Source organism: Pontibacter sp. FD36 (genome assembly GCF_015686655.1).
GTDB lineage: Bacteria > Bacteroidota > Bacteroidia > Cytophagales > Hymenobacteraceae > Pontibacter.
The window spans coordinates 1-350 of record NZ_JADPMP010000036.1 but is presented as its reverse complement, the minus strand read 5'-3'; the positions used below and the strand labels follow the sequence as shown (position 1 = coordinate 350).

Here is a 350-nt window from a genome sequence, read left to right as displayed (position 1 = left end):
GGCAAGATCACACGTGACTTCTGGTCAAACGTACACGGTTCTACCATCAGCGTGGTACCAGTAAACACGAACCCAACTTCTTCGAGCGCAATAAGCTCGTTTGAGGCGCCAACAGGCCAGGGCAACAACTACGGCCAGCGCATCCGCGGCTACGTGACGGCTCCTGCCTCAGGCCAGTACACTTTCTGGATCGCGGCCGACGACGTGGCTGAGCTGTACCTGAGCACAAGCGAGGACCCAGCCAAGAAGACGCGCATCGCCCTGTCAAGCACCTGGACCAACCCGCGTGAGTGGACCAAGAACGCAAGCCAGCAGTCTGCCAAGATCACCCTGGAGGCCGGCAAGCGCTA

1 protein-coding gene is annotated in these 350 nt (G+C 59.7%); it reads left to right on the top strand.

Annotation, left to right across the window (positions count from 1 at the left end; translation table 11 throughout):
- A partial coding sequence (locus tag I0P70_RS21235; protein WP_230392349.1) for a PA14 domain-containing protein occupies positions 1–350 on the top strand: 350 nt, incomplete at both ends.